Raw genomic sequence first — 15614 nt, forward strand, 5'->3', positions numbered from 1 at the left:
CATGAGCATCCCCACCGCACCCACCGTCGCCGATATCGCCGCGATGATCGACCACACGCTGCTCAAGCCGGAGGCCACCGCCGCCGACGTCGCCGCACTGGTCGCCGAGGCCGCCGAGCTGGGCACCTACTCGGTCTGCGTGTCACCGTCGATGCTGCCGATCACCGTGCCCGAAAAGCTCAAAGTCGCGGTGGTGTGCGGCTTCCCGAGCGGTAAGCACTCCTCGTCGGTGAAGGCCGCCGAGGCCGCCGAGGCCGTCGGCAAGGGTGCCGACGAGATCGACATGGTGATCGACGTCGGTGCCGCGAAGGCGGGTGACTTCGCCGCCGTCCAGTCCGATATCGCCGCCGTGCGCGCCGCCGCGCCCGTCCCGACAGTGCTCAAGGTGATCATCGAATCGGCGGCGCTGACCGATGACGAGATCGTCGGGGTGTGCCGGGCCGCGGTCGCCGCCGGCGCCGATTTCGTCAAGACCTCTACCGGATTCCACCCGACCGGCGGGGCCAGCGTGCACGCCGTGGAGTTGATGCACCGCACCGTGTCCGGAGCTGGGCTGCAGGTGAAGGCCTCCGGCGGGGTCCGGACCCTGGAGCAGGCCCTCGAGATGGTCGCCGCCGGTGCCACCCGCCTCGGGGTGTCCGGGTCGCGGGCGCTGCTGACCTCCGGCGAAGCCGGGTCGGGTTACTGACCCTGCGCGAATAGCCCCGCGGCGGCCGATCCGGCGGCGTGCAGCCAGCGCCGTGGATCGGCCATCGCCGCATCCGCCGAGCCGGCCAGTTCCGTCAGCGACAGGGTGGACACGTCCGCCGCGGCGGCGACCTGACCGGCCACCACCAGCGCGGGCACCCCGGCATGGTCGGCCGCGGTGAGCAGATGGCCGACCACCTTGCCCGTCCAGGAGGTGCCGTCGAATCGGCCCTCCCCGGTGATGAGCAGATCCGCCCGTGGCAGTTGGGCATCGAGGCCGGTGACGGTGGCGATGCGGTCGGATCCCGAGGCCGCCGCCGCACCCCAGGCCAGCAATCCGAAACCCGCTCCGCCGGCCGCCCCGGCGCCGGGGCTGTCCGGATCGGCGTGCAGACCGGCCGCTCGCAGCGCACGGGACCAGCGCAGCAGCCCGTCGTCGAACAGCGCGATATCGGCGGGTGCGACACCCTTCTGTGGACCGAACACCGCCGCCGCGCCCTGCGGACCGGCCAGCGGTGCCGCGGTGTCGACCAATATCTCGACCCCACCCGGCGGCAGCGGCGCCAGCCCGTCCACCTCGATCCGATCGACATCACGCAGCCCGGATGCACCCGCACCGATCGGGCGGCCGTGCCGGTCGAAGGCCTTGAGCCCCAGCGCCATCAACGCGCCGGCGCCACCGTCGGTGCTCGCCGAGCCACCGAGCCCGACCTGGACCGACCAGGCACCGGCGCGTAGCGCGGCGTCGATCAGCTGGCCGAGCCCGCGGCTGTCGGCCCGCCAGGGGTCCAGCCTGGACATCAGCGCGATACCGGAGGCCTCGGCGAGCTCCACGACCGCCCGGTGCTGGCCGGCGCTGGTGTCGAGCAGCCACCGGGCCGGCACCGCACGGCCATCGGGGCCGTCCACGACGGTCTCGTGCCATTGCCAGGGTGCCGATGCGGCTATGGCGCTCAAGGTGCCCTCACCGCCGTCGGCCTGCGGCAGGACGACGATATCGTCGTTGCCTCGCAATGCCTTCCAACCGGCGGCCAGCGCCTCGGCAACCTCCATCGCCGTCGCGGTGCCCTTGAACGAGTCCGGTGCGATGAGAATCTTCACAGCGCGGGCAGCACCATATCCCGATAGCGGCTCTTCATCGTCTCCAGCACCGTGTGGCCTTCGGTGGCCCACACCGCCTCGTTGAAGATCTCCACCTCGACGTCCCCGGCATATCCGGCCGCGGCCACCATCGCGGTGATGGCTCCGAAGTCGATGACACCGTCGCCCATCATCCCTCGCGAGACCAGCGGATCCGCGGCCATCGGCACCAACCAGTCACAGATCTGATAGGAGCTGATACGGCCCGCGGCACCGGCGTCGGCAACCCGTTGCGCGAGTTCGGGATCCCACCAGATGTGAAAGGTGTCCACGACGACGCCCACCGACTCGGCAGGGTGCGGTGCCGCCAGCTCCAGGGCCTGTCCGAGGGTCGAGATCACGGCGCGGTCGGCGCAGAACATCGGATGCAGCGGCTCCAGGGCAAGCCGGACATCCCGTTGTGCGGCATAGGGCACCAGTTCGGCGATTCGGTCGGCGAGCCGGGCGCGGGCGCCCGGTAGATCCCGGTCCGGCACACCGCCGGCAACCATTATCAATTCCGGTGCGCCCAGGGTGGCCGCCTCGTCGATCGCCCGACGGTTGTCCGCCAGTGCCGTGTCGCCGTCGTGCAGACCGGTCAGGAAGCCGCCGCGGCACAGACTGGACACCCGGAGCCCGTGATCGCGCACGATCTTCGCCGCATCATCGACACCGGCCTCGGCGACCCGATCGCGCCACAGCCCGATGGCCGGCAATCCCGCCGCGGCGGTCGCCTCGACGGCCTCGCGCAGGGTCCAGGACTTGGTGGTCATGGTGTTCAGCGACAGCCTGGCGTAGGGATCGCTCATCACCGGACTCCGTTCAACGTCAGGTACATCCGCATCCGATCGGCAGCCATGTGCGGGTCGTCGAGCAGGCCGGCCCGATCGGCGAGCACGAACAACTCGCACAGATGCCGGACCGAGCGGCCCGCGGTCAGACCGTTGACCATCGTGAAACCGGGCTGATGGCCGTTGAGCCAGGACAGGAACGCAATCCCCGTCTTGTAGTAATAGGTCGGCGCGGCGAAGATGTGCCGCCCCAACGCGCGGGTGGATTCCAGGATGTCCTCGGCCACCGCGGTGTTGCCTGCGTCGAGTTCCTGCAGTGCCGTGGAGGCGGCCGGGTAGATGGCGGCGAAGATCCCCAACAACGCGTCGGAATGGCTCGCCCCGTCGCCGATGATGAGTTCCGGGTAGTTGAAATCGTCACCGGTGTAGAGCCGGACACCGGCGGGCAGCGCGCGCCGCAGCGCCACCTCGTGGCCCGCGTCGAGCAGCGAGACCTTGACCCCGTCGATCTTGTCGGCGTGGGTGCCCAGCAGTTCCCGGAAGGTGGCGGTGGCGGCGTCGATATCGGTGTCACCCCAGTATCCGCGCAGCGCCGGATCGAACATCTCGCCCAGCCAGTGCAGGATGACCGGCCGGTCGACCTGGGCCAGCAGCGTGCCGTACACCGAGAGATAGTCGGCGGGTGACTGTGCCACCTGGGCCAATGCTCGTGATGCCATCAGGATCACCTCGGCCCCAGCGTTGCGGACGACGTCGATCTGTTCACGGTAGGCATCGGTGACGACGGCCAAACCGGTTGCGCCGCCGGGAACATCGGCGAGATCGAGTTGATCGGTGCCCGCGCCGCACGCCAGCCGGCCACCCACCGCGGCGGCCTCGCGGCCGCTACGGGCGATCAGTTCCCGCGTAGCGGCCCAGTCCAGACCCATCCCACGCTGGGCGGTGTCCATGGCCTCGGCGACACCGAGCCCGTAGGACCACAACTCGTGTCGGTAGGCCATGGTGACGTCCCAGTCCAGCTGTGCCGGCGCACCAGGGGTGCAGTCGGCCGCGGCGGCGGGCACCACATGGGCTGCGGCATAGGCGATCCGGGAGGTGATCGGCAAGTCGGGTTTGCGCCACGACCCCGGACGGGAGAGCTCGTAGGATCCGTGCTCCGGCAGGTCGAGCAGCACGCCGGCGCCGGCGCTGGTCATGGTCACAGCACGATCTCCGGCACGCTCATGCGCCGTCCCTCGGCCGAGCTCTGCAGACCGAGTTCGGCGAGCTGCACACCGCGGGCCGCCGACAGCAGACCGAAGCGGTGCGGGCGGCCGGCCAACACGTCGCGCAGGTACTCCTCCCACTGCAGCTTGAAGCCATTGTCCAGATCGGCGTTGGCCGGGACCTCCAGCCACTGGTCGCGGAACTTCTCGGTGACCGGAAGGTCGGGATTCCACACCGGCTTCGGGGTGTGCGCGCGCTGCTGGGCCACGCATTGGCGCAGACCCGCCACCGCGGAACCATGCGTGCCGTCGATCTGGAACTCGACCAGCTCGTCGCGGTGGACCCGCACCGCCCAGGACGAATTGATCTGGGCGATCACGCCGCCCTCGATCTCGAAGATGCCGTAGGCGGCGTCGTCGGCGGTGGCCGCATAGGCTTTGCCCTGCTCATCCCAACGGGTCGGGATGTGGGTCACCGTGCGCGCCGTGACGGCTTCCACGGTGCCGAGCAAACCCTCCATCACATAGTTCCAGTGGCAGAACATATCGACGGTGATACCGCCGCCGTCCTCGGCGCGATAGTTCCAGCTGGGTCGCTGCGCGGGCTGGTGGTCACCCTCGAACACCCAGTAACCGAACTCGCCGCGCATCGAGAGGATGCGGCCGAAGAATCCCTCGTCGATCAGCCTGCGCAGTTTCACCAGTCCGGGCAGGTACAGCTTGTCGTGGACGACACCGGCCACCACTCCGGCATTCTCGGCCATCCGTGCCAGTTCGATCGCCTCGGTGAGGGTTTCCGCGGTGGGCTTCTCGGTGTAGACATGCTTGCCCGCCTTGATCGCGGTCGAGAGCGCCTCCATCCGGCGCGAGGTCACCTGCGCGTCGAAATAGACGTCGACCGTCGGGTCCGCGATCACCGAGGCGACGTCGGTGGTCCAGGACTCGATGCCGTGCTCGGCGGCAAGCTCGGCGAGCTTGTCGGCGTTGCGGCCCAACAGGATCGGCTCGATGGCCACCCGGCTACCGTCGTCGAGCAGCAGTCCGGTGTCGCGCAGCGGCAGGATCGAACGCACCAGGTGCTGCCGGTAACCCATCCGCCCGGTGACGCCGTTCATGGCGATGCGCACCGTACGGCGGCCTGATGATTCAGCTGAAGACATGTGCAGATTCCTTGTCTGAAGAGACGGTGAAAGGTGTGCGGACCGACACCGCGGCCGAACTCATCGGTCGAGTGACGGCGGCGTCTGCACTTCGGAATGCGCTTTCCAAGGTAAGCTGTCGACACTCTCCGGTCAACTCCGGACGTCGGCGACACAGGGGAAGAACGGGCATGGCAGCGGTCACTCTGCACGATGTGGCGGTACGCGCGGGAGTCTCACAGGCGACGGCGTCGCGCGTGCTCAACGGGTCGAGCCGCGTTCCGGGGGAAGGCGTTGCCGACCGGGTGCGGGCAGCCGCACGAGAGCTGGGCTACGTGCCGAATGCCCAGGCCCAGGCCTTGGCGCGGGCTTCCACCGGACTGCTCGGCCTCATCGTGCATGACATTGCCGACCCCTACTTCTCCTCGATCGCTCGCGGAGTACAGGCCGCCGCCAGGGCCGCACGCAAGCAGGTACTACTGGCCGGCACCGACCGCGATTTCGATATCGAACGTGAGGCCGTCAGTACGTTCATCGCACACCGCGCCGATGCGATCGTGCTGGCCGGCTCACGCCAGAGCGGCGACCTCGACCGTGAATTGGAGGCCGAGTTCGGCCGTTACCGAGCCAACGGCGGACGGGTCGTGGTAATCGGCCAGCCGCTGGCCTTCGGCGGTGCCGTCGAACCCGAAAATCATTTCGCTTCAGCAGAATTGGCCGACGCACTGGTTGCGGCCGGGCACCGGCAGTTCGCCGTGATCGGCGGGCCGGGCAATATCCGAACCTCGGTCGACCGGCGCAATGGATTCGTCGAGGCGCTCGGCAGGCACGGACTGACCCCCTTGGTGGAGGTATCCGGAGACTTCGATCGCGACGGTGGCCATTCGGCCGCCCGCCGCCTGGCCGCCGCACTGGATCTGAAACCGGGTGCAATGACACCGCCGGTCTGCGTGTTCGCGGTCACCGACGTCATGGCAATCGGGGCGATCGCCGCGTGGCGGGAGCTGGGACTGAGCGTTCCCCGCGATATCTGCATCGCCGGCTTCGACGATATCCCCACCCTGCGCGACCACACCCCCAGCCTGACCACCGTGATCCTTCCGCTCGAAGAAATCGGCTTGCGCGCAGTCGATTTGGCGTTGCGCAACCACGACGGCGCCGACGATCTGCGCGAGCGGATCCCCGGTCGGATCGTGCTGCGGGACAGCACGAAGCTGAGCTGATTCTCAGCCTCACGAGGCGCGGACCACTGCTCGGTTGACAGTGTGCGCCAGGTCACGTTACTGTCGGAATTGCTTCGGAAAGCGCATTCCCAACGGGTTTCATCCCGTTCACTGCGAACTAGAGGACATTCCATGGCGGTAACCGCATCGGCCCGCGTCCAGTCACCGGACATCGGCACGCGGGCACAATCGCGCACCGGGTCCCGACGGGCTCGCCGATCATTCTCACCGGGACGCACGTTGTCGAACACCTGGCGGCCGATCATGCTGGTGCTCGCGCTGCTGGCCGGCTGGTGGGCAGTCACCGAGGCCGAACTCGTTGCGCCCTACATCCTTCCCTCGCCCGCCGACACCTGGGCCGCAACCCAGCAGAACGCGGCATACCTCGCGGCCAACACCTGGGTGACCACCTGGGAGACCGTCATCGGCTTCCTCATCGCCACCGTCGTCGGCGTCTTCGTCGCGGTCATGATGATCTACTCGACCAGCTTCGAGAAGACCGTCTACCCGCTCATCCTGTTCGCCCAGGTGGTCCCGAAGATCGCCATCGCCCCACTGTTCATCGTGTGGCTGGGCTTCGGCCCGTCCCCCAAGATCCTGGTCGCCGTGCTGATGGCCTTCTTCCCCATCGTGATCTCCGGGCTGGCCGGTCTGCGTTCGGTGGATCCCGAGATCCTCGAACTCACCTCCACCATGGGTGCCAGCCGGTTCAAGACCTTCATGAAGGTTCGCTTCCCCGCGTCCCTGCCGCAGTTGATGTCCGGCCTGAAGGTGGCCGCCACCCTCGCGGTCACCGGCGCCGTGGTCGGTGAATTCGTCGGCGCCAACGAAGGTTTGGGCTATGTGATCCTGCAGGCCAACGGAAGCCTGGACACCGCCATGCTGTTCTCGGCCCTGATCATCATGTCCATCCTGGGGATCGTGCTGTTCGCCATCATCGAGATCGCCGAGAAGCTGCTCATCCCCTGGCACGCCTCGCGCCGTACATCCAACTCCGCCTCGACCGCGGACGTCTGACACCCACCCCGAAACAGGAGACCGGAATGTTTTCGCTGAATCGTCGCGCCGCCGGCGCGATCGCCGCCACCACCGCCATGCTCACACTCGCCGCCTGCGGCGGCGGTGCGGGCCAGGACAACTCGGCCGCCGACGGTGGCGAGGGCACCACCCCGGTCACGCTGATGCTGAACTGGTACCCCTACGGCGAGCACGCTCCCCTCTACCTCGGCGTGAAAGAGGGCATCTTCGCCAAGCACGGTATCGACCTGACCATCGATCCCGGCCAGGGCTCCACCCGCACCGCGCAGGCGGTCGGCGGTAAGCAGGTCGACTTCGGCTGGTCCGATACCGCCGCGGTGTTGAGCAATATCGACCAAGGCGTCGACATCAAGAGCGTCGGCGTGTTCCTGCAGACCACCCCCTCGGCGGTCCAGGTGTTCGCCGACTCCGGAATCGAGGAACCGGCCGATCTCGCCGGACGCACCATCGCGGTGTCCGCAGGTGACGCCCCGACCACCACGTTCCCGATGTACCTCGCCGATGTCGGCCTGGAACCCGGTGCGGTACAGGAGCAGAACCTGGACTCCGCGGGCAAGATGGCCGCCCTGATGGCCGGCCGCGTCGACGGGCTCATCGGCTTCGCCCACGACCAGGGCCCCACCATCGCCAACAAGAGCGGCCGCGAAATGCGCTACTTCCGCTACTCCGACGCCGGGCTGAACTTCTACAGCAACGGTTTGATCACCCACAACTCCACCATCGCCGACAATCCGGAACTGGTGCAGTCGATGTTGGACGCGGTCAGCGAATCCTACGAGTCGGCCAAGAACGATCCCGAGGCCGCCGCCAAGGCCATGGTCGGTGTCGACCCGCAGACGCCACCGGAGCAGGTACTGCTGCAGCAGTGGCAGGAGACCATCCCGCTGTTGAACACCCCGGCCACCACCGGCAAGGTTCCCGGCACCAATGCCGAACAGGACTGGACCTCCACCATCGCCACCCTGAGCGAGGCCGGTCTCCTGCAGTCGGCCAAGGACCCGGCCGAATACTGGGCGTCATCGTTCGTCCCCGCCACCGCAGGACAATAGGGAGAGCCCGATCATGACCTCCGCAACGATCACCGCACCGAGGACCACCGTGACCTCAGACGCCATCTCCATCGACAACCTGACCGTCACGTTCTCCTCCAAACGGTCCACCGTCACCGCCGTCGATGATGTCGATCTGCGGGTCGCACACGGGGAGTTCGTCTCCATCGCCGGACCGTCGGGCTGTGGCAAGTCCACCCTGCTCAAGGTGGTCGCCGGATTGACCACCGCCACCTCCGGTGATGTCAGGTTGCGCGGGAAGCAGGTCAAGGGACCACAGCGCGATATCGGATACGTCTTCCAGCGGGCCGCCCTGCTGGAATGGCGTTCGGTCCGCAAGAACATCCTGCTGCAGGCCGAGATGCGGGGCATGCCCCGTAAGGAGGCACAGTCCCGCTGCGATTACCTGATCGAGATGACCGGGCTGAGCGGGTTCGAGAACGCCCTGCCCCACGAGCTGTCCGGCGGTATGCAGCAACGTGTTTCGCTGTGCAGGGCGCTGCTGCACCAACCCGAGGTGCTGTTGATGGACGAGCCCTTCGGTGCACTCGACGCGCTGACCCGGGAAAAGATGAATGTCGAGTTGCACCGGATCTGGCGGGAAACCGGAACCACCGTCGTACTGGTGACGCACTCGGTGGCCGAGGCGGTGTACCTGGCCAACCGGGTCGTGGTGATGAGCCCGCGGCCGGGCCGCATCATCGAGACCATCGACGTCGACCTACCCGCCGAACGGGACTACGCCGAGACGATGGAACGGCCAGAGTTCATCACGGTGGCCAATCGGGTCCGCTACCTGCTGGGAAGCTCCGGCGCCGCGGACTGATCGAGCACCCTCGGACGCCCGGCGCTGAATGCGTCGGGCGTCCGTGGTGTTTCCGGGCGTTCACCGACAGCGAACCGAAGGCGTCGTAACGAAAAGCCGTTCGCGGACGACGTAATCGATGACACCGGTCCGGCCCAGCGCAGTTCCGGACCGCATCTTCGTACCTGCGCGCCGCGGGGGGCTCGCCCGACAGGACGGCATCGATCTCATGAAAAATCTGCACACAGTGACCCGCCGAGTAGTGGTCGGCCTGATGGCCACACTCCTGCTCGTCGGGGTGGTCCAACCGACCACCGCCTCGGCATTCTCCCGTCCCGGGCTACCGGTGGAGACGCTGATGGTTCCTTCGGCCGCGATGGGCCGCGACATCCCGGTGCGCTTCCAAGGGGGCGGTCCGCGCGCGGTGTACCTGCTCGACGGTCTGCGCGCCCGCGACGACAACAGCGGCTGGGATATCGAGACCGCGGCCTTCGAGACCTTCTTCGAATCCGGAGTCTCGGTCGTCATGCCGGTGGGTGGCATGTCCAGCTTCTACACCAACTGGCAGGGACCCGCGGTCGGCAACGGCCAGACCTACAACTACCAGTGGGAGACCTTCCTGACCTCCGAGCTGCCGAACTACCTGGCGGCCAACAAGGGCATCTCGCCGAACGGCAATGCCGTTGTCGGGCTGTCGATGTCGGGTAGCGCCGCGTTGACCCTGGCAGCCTTCCACCCCGGTCAGTTCAGCTACGCCGCCTCGCTGTCGGGCTACCTGAACCTCTCGCAGGGCCTGTGGCCACTGCTGGTCACCTTCGCCATGGCCGACGCCGGCGGGTTCAACGCGATCAACATGTGGGGTCTGGGCGGCGGACCGGCCTGGCAGCGCAACGACCCGACCGTGAACGTCGGCAAGCTCGTCGCCAACGGCACTCGCATCTGGGTGTACTGCGGCACCGGTCGTCCCGGTGAGCTCGGCGGTGGTGGCGATGTGGCCGGCCAGGTGCTGGAAACGATCACCTTGGACAGCAACCGCAACTTCCAGACCCAGTACGAGAAGGCCGGTGGTACCAACGGCACGTTCAACTTCCCGCCCAACGGCACCCACGGCTGGGGTTACTGGGGCAGCCAGCTCAACGCCATGAAGGGTGACATCCAGCGCACGCTGGGAGCCTGACGGCCGGCTTCAGCTGGGGACTATCCGGTGCCTGCCACCAGCCAGCGTCCCGAGAGGGTGCGCCAGCCGACGAACAGCAGGCGCAGCACCATGAACAGGGACAGGCCCGACCAGATGCCGGCCAGTCCCCAGCCGAACGCCAACGACAACCAGATCAGCGGTAGGAAACCGACCAACGCGCTGCACACCGTCGCGTTACGCATGAACCGGGCGTCACCGGCGCCCAGCAGCACCCCATCCAGCGCGAAAACGATTCCGGCGACGATCAATTGGCCGACCAGGAACCACCATGGCACGCCGATCTGGTCGAGGACCGCCGCATCGGAGGTGAACAGCCGCGGGATCACCTCGGAACCGGCGGCGAAGATCAGCGCGAGTATCGCGGCGGCCGCGGTGGAAAAGATGGTGACGCGGGTGGCAACCGACTTGGCGTGGCTCAACTGGCCACCGCCCAGGGCGGCACCGACCAGTGACTGAGCGGCTATGGCCAGCGAATCCAGCACCAGGGCAAGGAAACTCCACAGTTGCAACACCACCTGGTGGGCAGCCACCGAGGCGGCGCCGAACCGGGCGGCCACCGCGGCCGCGGAGACGAAGCAGGCCTGGAAGGCCAGTGAGCGCACCAGCAGGTCGCGTCCCATCAGCAGCTGCGCAGCCAGTACGGCGGGCGCGGCTGCCAGCGGCACCTTTTCGGCGAGCAGGGCCCGGCAGAACAACAACGCCGCCAACCATTGCCCGACCAGATTCGCGATCGCCGAGCCGGCCAACTCCAGCCGGGGCAATCCCAGCCAGCCGTACACCAACAGCGGACACAGCAGCGCCGACACGGCGAAACCGAAGACGACATAGCGAAGGGGCCGCACGGTGTCCTGCACACCGCGCATCCAGCCGTTGCCTGCCAACGAGATCAACAGCGCCGGCGCCCCGCAGATGGCGATGCGCAGCCATGGCAGCGTCTCGGCGGCCAGCGCGCCGCCGTCGGCGAGCACGGAGACCAGCGGATCGGCGAAGACCTGCACAAGGGCCACGATCAGCACCCCGAGCCCCACCGCGAGCCAGGTGGCCTGCACACCTTCACGGACTGCGGCGGCGCGATCGCCTGCCCCGAAGAAACGCGCCGATCGTGCGGTGGTGCCATAGGACAGGAAGGTGCCTTGCGAGGCGACCAGTGAGATCACCAAGCCGCCGATCGCCAGACCCGCCAAACTCAGCGCCCCGAGCCGACCTACGACGGCGAGGTCGAACAGCAGGTAAAGAGGTTCGGCGGCAAGCACTCCCAGTGCGGGTAACGCCAGTCCGGCGATCCGCCGCGCGGTGACGGGTTCGTCAGCCAAGAGCGTCCTGCAACGCACGGACGACGTCATCGGCTGAGCCGGCGGCCGAGTAGCCTGCGGCCTGGCGGTGTCCCCCGCCGCCGAAACGCCCTGCCACCGCCGAGACATCCAATGACTTGGAGCGCATCGACACCGACCACTGCCGTGGTTCGATCTCCTTGAACACCGCCGCCACTTCCGCCTGGGCGGTGGTGCGCACGATATCGACGATGCTCTCGACCTCTTCGGGCCGGGCATTGGTCCATTCCTCGTGGTCGACCATGGCGTAGACCAGCCCCAGTCCGCCGGCGGCATCGTCGATCAGCCGGGCCGAACCCAGCACGCGCGACAACATCGGGAGCCAGGCGAACGGGTGGGTGTCCATCAGGTCGCGACTGATACCGGCGTTGTCCAACCCGGTATCGAGCAGTCGGGACGCCAACCGGTGCGCGCGTGCGCTGGCCCACCGGAAAGAGCCGGTATCGGTGGTCAATCCGGCATAGAGACAGTGCGCCACCGGTTCGTCGATCGGCTTGTCCCAGGCATCGAGGAGCTCGGCGACCAGCATCGTCGTCGAGTCCGCCTTGGGATCCACGAAGTTGGTTGTGCCGAACAGTGTGTTGGAAGCATGGTGATCGATGACCAGTACCCCGCGGGCACCCTCCGCCAACCCGCTCAGGCTGCCGAGGCGGTTCACCGACGGGATGTCGACGGTGACCACCAGGTCCGGGTCTCGGCGCACCTGGGCCGGCGGGACCAGCAGGTGCCCGCCGGGCAGGGTGGCCAGCGACTCGGGAAGTGCATCGGGAGCGGCGAAGCTGACCTGGACGTCCTTGCCCGCCGTGGCGGCGACCTGTGCGAGTGCCAGACCGGCGCCGATGGTGTCGGCGTCGGGATAGACGTGCGCGATGATGACGATCGAATCGGCAGCATCGAACAACCGTGCCGCACCCGCGGCATCGACCCGCGGGCCGGATGGGACCGCGTCGTTTGCGGTCTCAGCGGTCGTATCGGTCGTCGTCACCGGTGTCCTCAGCGTCGAGTTCGTCCCCGCGAGCGTCTCCCCCGCTCACACGGTACGGGTCGGCATCGCCTGCCGGCACCGCACCCTCCCGAACTCGGGCCAAGTCGGCATCGGCCGCCCGCACCTTCGACAGCAGTTCTTCCATCCGATTGGCCGCGTCCGGAACGGTGTCCCTGACGAAGGCCAGCGTCGGGGTGAACCGCACGCCGGTGCCCGCGCCCACCTTGGAGCGCAGCACACCGGTCGCACTCTCCAATGCGGCCGCCGCACCGGCGTAATCGGGCTCGTCCTCCAGGGTCGGCCCCAACACCGTGTAGTACAGCGTCGCATCGTGCAGGTCGGCGGTCACCTTCGCGTCGGTGATCGTCACGCCGGCCAGCCGCGGATCCTTGATCTCGTACTCGATGGCCGAGGCCACGATCGTCGAGATCCGCTTGGCCAGCCGGCGTGCGCGAGCTGGATCAGCCATTAGGTGCGCGCCTTCTCGACCAGTTCATAGGTCTCGATGACGTCGCCTTCCTTGATGTCGTTGTAGGTCACGGTCAGACCGCACTCGTAACCCTCGCGGACCTCGGTGGCATCGTCCTTCTCCCGCTTGAGCGAGGAGATGGTGAGGTTCTCGGCGACCACCACGTTGTCGCGCAACAGGCGGGCCTTGGCGTTGCGCCGCATGATGCCCGACTGCACGAGGCAACCGGCGATGTTACCGACCTTGGACGACCGGAAGATGGCGCGGATCTCGGCGCGGCCGAGCTCCTTCTCCTCGTAGACCGGCTTGAGCATGCCCTTGAGCGCGGCCTCGATCTCGTCGATCGCCTGGTAGATGATCGAGTAGTAGCGGATCTCGACACCGTCGCGGTTGGCCAGCTCGGTCGCCTTGCCCTCGGCACGGACGTTGAAGCCGATGATGATGGCATCCGAGGCCGAGGCCAGGTTGACGTTGGTCTCGGTGACACCACCGACACCGCGGTCGATGACGCGCAACTGCACCTCGTCGTCGATCTCGATGTTCATCAAGGCCTCTTCCAGCGCCTCGACGGTACCGGCGTTGTCGCCCTTGAGGATCAGGTTCAGCTGGCTGGTTTCCTTCAGCGCCGAATCCAGGTCTTCCAGGCTGATCCGCTTGCGGCTGCGCGCGGCCAGGGCGTTGCGCTTGCGCGCACTGCGCCGGTCGGCGATCTGGCGGGCGATGCGGTCCTCGTCGACAACCAGGAGGTTGTCGCCGGCACCGGGCACCGAGGTGAACCCGACGACCTGCACCGGACGCGACGGCAGCGCCTCCTCGACATCCTCACCGTGCTCGTCGACCATGCGTCGGACGCGGCCGTAGGCGTCGCCGGCGACGATCGAGTCGCCGACCCGCAGCGTGCCGCGCTGGATCAGCACCGTCGCCACCGGACCGCGACCGCGGTCCAGGTGCGCTTCGATGGCCACACCCTGGGCTTCCATATCGGGGTTGGCCCGCAGATCCAGCGACGCATCGGCGGTCAACAACACCGCTTCCAGCAGCGCATCGATATTGGTGCCCTGCTTGGCGGAGATGTCGACGAACATCGTGTCGCCGCCGTACTCCTCGGCCACCAGGTTGTACTCGGTGAGCTGCGCCCGGATCTTGCTCGGGTCGGCACCTTCCTTGTCGATCTTGTTGACCGCCACCACGATCGGCACATCGGCCGCCTGCGCGTGGTTGATGGCCTCCACCGTCTGGGGCATCACACCGTCGTCGGCGGCGACCACCAGGATCGCGATATCGGTGGCCTTGGCGCCACGGGCACGCATGGCGGTGAACGCCTCGTGACCGGGGGTGTCGATGAAGGTGACCAGCCGCTCGTTGCCGTCCAGCTCGGTGAGGACCTGGTAGGCGCCGATGTGCTGCGTGATCCCACCGGCCTCGCCCTCACGGACGGTGGCGTTACGGATGGTGTCGAGCAGGCGGGTCTTGCCGTGGTCGACGTGGCCCATGACGGTGACCACCGGCGGGCGGAACTCGAGGTCCTCTTCGCCGCCCTCGTCCTCGCCATAGGTGAGGTCGAAGGAGGACAGCAGCTCGCGGTCCTCGTCCTCCGGGGAGACGACCTGGACGACGTAGTTCATCTCGCTGCCCAGCAGCTCCAGCGTGGAATCGTCCACCGACTGCGTGGCGGTGACCATCTCACCGAGGTTGAACAGCGCCTGCACCAGCGAAGCCGGGTTGGCGTTGATCTTGTCGGCGAAATCGCTCAGCGACGCGCCGCGGGCCAACCGGATGGTTTCGCCGTTGCCGTGCGGCAACCGCACGCCACCGACGACCGGGGCCTGCATGTTCTCGTATTCGGCCCTTTTCGCGCGCTTGCTCTTGCGCCCGCGCCGAGGGGCACCACCGGGACGGCCGAAGGCACCTGCGGCACCGCCGCGCTGGCCGGGACGGCCACCGCCGCCACCACCACCGGGGCGTCCGCGGAATCCACCGGCCGCTGCGCCGCCGGCACCGGCACCTGCGCCGCCGCCTGCACCGCCACCGCGGTAGTTACCACCGCCGCCACCGCCGGGACGGCCACCGGGAGCCGGACGACCGCCCGGTCCGGGACGCGGACCACCGGGACGACCGGTCGCGCCGGGACGCGCGCCCGGCGGACGGGGCGGCATGTTGCCTGGTGAGGCGGCACCGGGACGGGGTGCGCCGGGACGCGGACCACCCGGGCCGGGGCCCGGACGCGGGCCACCGGGACCGGCGGCCGGACGAGGCGCCGGACGCTCGACCGGTGCCTGCGACGAGAAGGGGTTGTTGCCGACACGGGGTGCCCGCGGTGCGGGCTTGGGACCGGGAGTCGGACCCGGACGGGGACCGGGGGTCTGGGTGGTCCCGGGAGTGCCGGTGGCCGCGGGTGCCGACGGTGCGGGTGCGGGCGTCGGCGCGGGGCCGGGTGTCGGCGCCGCGGGGCTGGGGGTCTGAGCCGGAGCCGGTGCGGGCGTCGGAGCCTGGGCCGCGGGTGCGGCCGGGACCACATCGCCAGCACGGTCTACACGCTGGTGCTCGCCTACGCGGGCAGCGCGCTCCCGCTGCT

The 15614-nt window shown here is 68.2% G+C and carries 14 protein-coding genes; 6 read left to right on the plus strand and 8 right to left on the minus strand.

Annotated features, from left to right (window positions below):
- Position 1: 1 nt before the first annotated feature.
- The gene (gene deoC / locus G154_RS05590) at positions 2-688 is read left to right on the plus strand and encodes a deoxyribose-phosphate aldolase (RefSeq protein WP_019513083.1); all 687 of its coding nucleotides are present in this window, start codon (positions 2-4) and stop codon (positions 686-688) included.
- Here deoC and G154_RS05595 read toward each other — a convergent pair.
- Genes G154_RS05595 through G154_RS05610 form a run of 4 tightly spaced genes read right to left on the minus strand, consistent with a single transcriptional unit; the run spans position 682 to position 4962 of the window.
- Positions 682-1788: a glycerate kinase gene (locus G154_RS05595; protein ID WP_019513084.1), complete on the minus strand. Its 1107-nt coding sequence runs from the start codon at positions 1786-1788 to the stop codon at positions 682-684. The genes deoC and G154_RS05595 overlap by 7 nt on opposite strands.
- Positions 1785-2615 (minus strand): sugar phosphate isomerase/epimerase, encoded by an 831-nt coding sequence (locus G154_RS05600; protein WP_019513085.1) that lies wholly within the window; start codon positions 2613-2615, stop codon positions 1785-1787. Before G154_RS05600 ends, G154_RS05595 begins: the two co-directional genes overlap by 4 nt.
- Positions 2615-3793, minus strand: coding sequence for a dihydrodipicolinate synthase family protein (locus G154_RS05605; RefSeq protein ID WP_023985614.1), 1179 nt, complete (start codon positions 3791-3793; stop codon positions 2615-2617). Before G154_RS05605 ends, G154_RS05600 begins: the two co-directional genes overlap by 1 nt.
- Positions 3794-3795: 2 nt before the next feature.
- Positions 3796-4962, minus strand: a complete 1167-nt coding sequence (locus G154_RS05610) for a Gfo/Idh/MocA family protein (protein ID WP_031601442.1) — start codon at positions 4960-4962, stop codon at positions 3796-3798.
- A 170-nt stretch (positions 4963-5132) separates the two neighbouring features.
- Here G154_RS05610 and G154_RS05615 point away from each other — a divergent pair, with 170 nt between their 5' ends.
- From G154_RS05615 to G154_RS05635, 5 genes are all read left to right on the plus strand, one after another.
- Positions 5133-6164, plus strand: a complete 1032-nt coding sequence (locus tag G154_RS05615) for a LacI family DNA-binding transcriptional regulator (protein WP_019513088.1) — start codon at positions 5133-5135, stop codon at positions 6162-6164.
- A gap of 132 nt (positions 6165-6296) precedes the next feature.
- Entirely contained in the window at positions 6297-7181 is an 885-nt protein-coding gene (locus tag G154_RS05620) for an ABC transporter permease (protein WP_023985613.1), read from the plus strand.
- A 26-nt stretch (positions 7182-7207) separates the two neighbouring features.
- Positions 7208-8251, plus strand: coding sequence for an ABC transporter substrate-binding protein (locus tag G154_RS05625; protein ID WP_019513090.1), 1044 nt, complete (start codon positions 7208-7210; stop codon positions 8249-8251).
- 13 nt (positions 8252-8264) lie between these two features.
- On the plus strand, positions 8265-9077 hold the full coding sequence (locus G154_RS05630) for an ABC transporter ATP-binding protein (protein WP_019513091.1): 813 nt from the start codon (positions 8265-8267) through the stop codon (positions 9075-9077).
- Between the two features lie 208 nt (positions 9078-9285).
- Positions 9286-10233, plus strand: coding sequence for an alpha/beta hydrolase family protein (locus tag G154_RS05635; RefSeq protein WP_019513092.1), 948 nt, complete (start codon positions 9286-9288; stop codon positions 10231-10233).
- A gap of 20 nt (positions 10234-10253) precedes the next feature.
- Here G154_RS05635 and G154_RS05640 read toward each other — a convergent pair whose 3' ends face one another.
- From G154_RS05640 to infB, 4 genes are all read right to left on the minus strand, one after another.
- Positions 10254-11567 carry an MATE family efflux transporter gene (locus G154_RS05640; protein ID WP_019513093.1) on the minus strand — a complete coding sequence of 438 codons (1314 nt, stop codon included), beginning with the start codon at positions 11565-11567 and terminating at the stop codon, positions 10254-10256.
- Positions 11560-12570: a bifunctional oligoribonuclease/PAP phosphatase NrnA gene (locus tag G154_RS05645; protein ID WP_019513094.1), complete on the minus strand. Its 1011-nt coding sequence runs from the start codon at positions 12568-12570 to the stop codon at positions 11560-11562. Before G154_RS05645 ends, G154_RS05640 begins: the two co-directional genes overlap by 8 nt.
- Positions 12545-13039 (minus strand): 30S ribosome-binding factor RbfA, encoded by a 495-nt coding sequence (gene rbfA / locus G154_RS05650; RefSeq protein WP_019513095.1) that lies wholly within the window; start codon positions 13037-13039, stop codon positions 12545-12547. Before rbfA ends, G154_RS05645 begins: the two co-directional genes overlap by 26 nt.
- Positions 13039-15614: translation initiation factor IF-2 (infB, locus tag G154_RS05655; RefSeq protein WP_237742486.1), on the minus strand; the 2576-nt coding region annotated here is incomplete at its 5' end. The genes rbfA and infB, both read right to left, overlap by 1 nt.

This window comes from Mycobacterium sp. VKM Ac-1816D (assembly GCF_000416385.1).
GTDB lineage: Bacteria > Actinomycetota > Actinomycetes > Mycobacteriales > Mycobacteriaceae > Mycobacterium > Mycobacterium neoaurum_A.

Bases quoted from the DNA above. Each gene is read 5' to 3' on its own strand.
- rbfA (WP_019513095.1), bottom strand. From the start codon at position 13,039: ATGGCTGATCCAGCTCGCGCACGCCGGCTGGCCAAGCGGATCTCGACG.
- G154_RS05600 (WP_019513085.1), bottom strand. From the start codon at position 2,615: ATGAGCGATCCCTACGCCAGGCTGTCGCTGAACACCATGACCACCAAG.
- G154_RS05615 (WP_019513088.1), top strand. From the start codon at position 5,133: ATGGCAGCGGTCACTCTGCACGATGTGGCGGTACGCGCGGGAGTCTCA.
- G154_RS05605 (WP_023985614.1), bottom strand. From the start codon at position 3,793: ATGACCAGCGCCGGCGCCGGCGTGCTGCTCGACCTGCCGGAGCACGGA.
- G154_RS05635 (WP_019513092.1), top strand. From the start codon at position 9,286: ATGAAAAATCTGCACACAGTGACCCGCCGAGTAGTGGTCGGCCTGATG.
- deoC (WP_019513083.1), top strand. From the start codon at position 2: ATGAGCATCCCCACCGCACCCACCGTCGCCGATATCGCCGCGATGATC.
- G154_RS05620 (WP_023985613.1), top strand. From the start codon at position 6,297: ATGGCGGTAACCGCATCGGCCCGCGTCCAGTCACCGGACATCGGCACG.
- G154_RS05630 (WP_019513091.1), top strand. From the start codon at position 8,265: ATGACCTCCGCAACGATCACCGCACCGAGGACCACCGTGACCTCAGAC.
- G154_RS05625 (WP_019513090.1), top strand. From the start codon at position 7,208: ATGTTTTCGCTGAATCGTCGCGCCGCCGGCGCGATCGCCGCCACCACC.
- G154_RS05610 (WP_031601442.1), bottom strand. From the start codon at position 4,962: ATGTCTTCAGCTGAATCATCAGGCCGCCGTACGGTGCGCATCGCCATG.